We start from the raw sequence: 1,320 nt of genomic DNA, 5'->3' as shown, positions 1-1,320 counted from the left end.
CCTGGACATATGCGCAGGCACCCCGGCGTGAAATCACACCGTGTGCCGTTCTCGACAGGGTTCTTAAGCCCCGGCGCTGCCGTTTTTGCAGCACGCCGAAGCGCCTAGCACAGCGACGAGGACCAACCAAGCGGCACCCCGTTCGCCGGAGTAGCGCCGGGGATTTACTGCCGGGTTACCCGCTCGACTTGCCGGGCAGGAGGCAAGCACGCGTTCGCACATCTCGGCATCAGACGGGGCTTCATCGCCATAGCATGACGCTGGGTGTTCCTCGGCCGTCAAGGATCAGCGGTCCCCCCGATTTTGCCGCCGCTCCGCTGCGCTACCCGGCAACAAAATCGGTTCCCCCGCTGCCCGCTTCGCGGCGGCCATGCCGTCCCTGACCGCCTCAACACCGCGTCCCGCTGAGCCCATCCTCATCGATGAGAGATGGGGAGCACGGCATCATTCTGATGGAGGCTCTTATGGACAACCTTTCCGACGATCTCCGGGCGCTGTTCAACGCTCCGATCTGCCCGTACTGCGCGACGCTCTACGATCCTGAGCAATATGACGAGGTCGATGAATGCGCCCGCTGTTCGAACTGCTGCAGGGCATACCAGGTCGCGGCCGAACACCGCCCACCACAGCCGCACATTCCGCAAGATGACCCGCTGTCGGCAGCCGCCCAATCAGATAGTCTGGCCCAGTTTCGGGACGAGGCGGGGCTCGTTTCGAAAGCCATGATGCGCCAGACCGCCGGAGGAAGCTACCAAATGTACGAACGCTGGTTCACAGAAGCGCTCGGGCCTGCCATCGACAAGCTCGATCCGGTGCTCCGGCCCCAGGCAATCACGATCGCCAGCGAGCTTGGCTATATCGCCGATACCGAGGTCATGGCGGCCGGCTTCGGTCCAGGCCTATGCTCGATCAGCGGCATCGATGAGCATTTTTGCCATTGCGGCCGGCATCCCTGACGACATCGGGGCCGGGTATCCGCTCGGCCCCTTCTTCTCATCCATCGCCGAACTCGTTCCGGCTCGCTCGCGTGCCGCGCGGACCCGTCGGTCCGCACGCCGCTACGCCTTGCCGCAGCGTCCCGACGAGGGGAAACATCTCTCACAGACTTCCCATTATGTCGGACGGCCGAGACCGCCTCAAGGACGGTGGGGCCCCACCATTTTCTTCGGCGGATCGAGCGCGGCGCTTCTCCTTCGGCGTTGGCGGCCGCCGAAGAAAATCGTGACCCCCACCGCCGCTCACGCGGTCGCTTCGCGATCCTTGACCCGGCCTCGGCCGCCCGACGCGCCGCTCCTGTCATTCAAGACCGACAGGAGCCTA

The 1,320-nt window shown here is 64.6% G+C and carries 1 protein-coding gene; it reads left to right on the top strand.

What is annotated here, in order from left to right:
- Positions 1-464: 464 nt before the first annotated feature.
- The gene (locus tag CHB74_RS21465) at positions 465-956 is read left to right on the top strand and encodes a hypothetical protein (protein ID WP_245843161.1); all 492 of its coding nucleotides are present in this window, start codon (positions 465-467) and stop codon (positions 954-956) included.
- Positions 957-1,320 lie beyond the last annotated feature (364 nt).

The organism is Edaphosphingomonas laterariae (assembly GCF_900188165.1).
In the GTDB taxonomy this organism is placed as follows: Bacteria; Pseudomonadota; Alphaproteobacteria; order Sphingomonadales; family Sphingomonadaceae; genus Sphingomonas_E; species Sphingomonas_E laterariae.
The sequence above is the reverse complement of the archived record's forward strand: the minus strand, read 5'-3'. Positions and strand labels throughout refer to the sequence as shown.

Excerpts from the sequence above, each read along its gene's own strand:
- CHB74_RS21465 (WP_245843161.1), top strand. The coding sequence starts at position 465 with ATGGACAACCTTTCCGACGATCTCCGGGCGCTGTTCAACGCTCCGATC.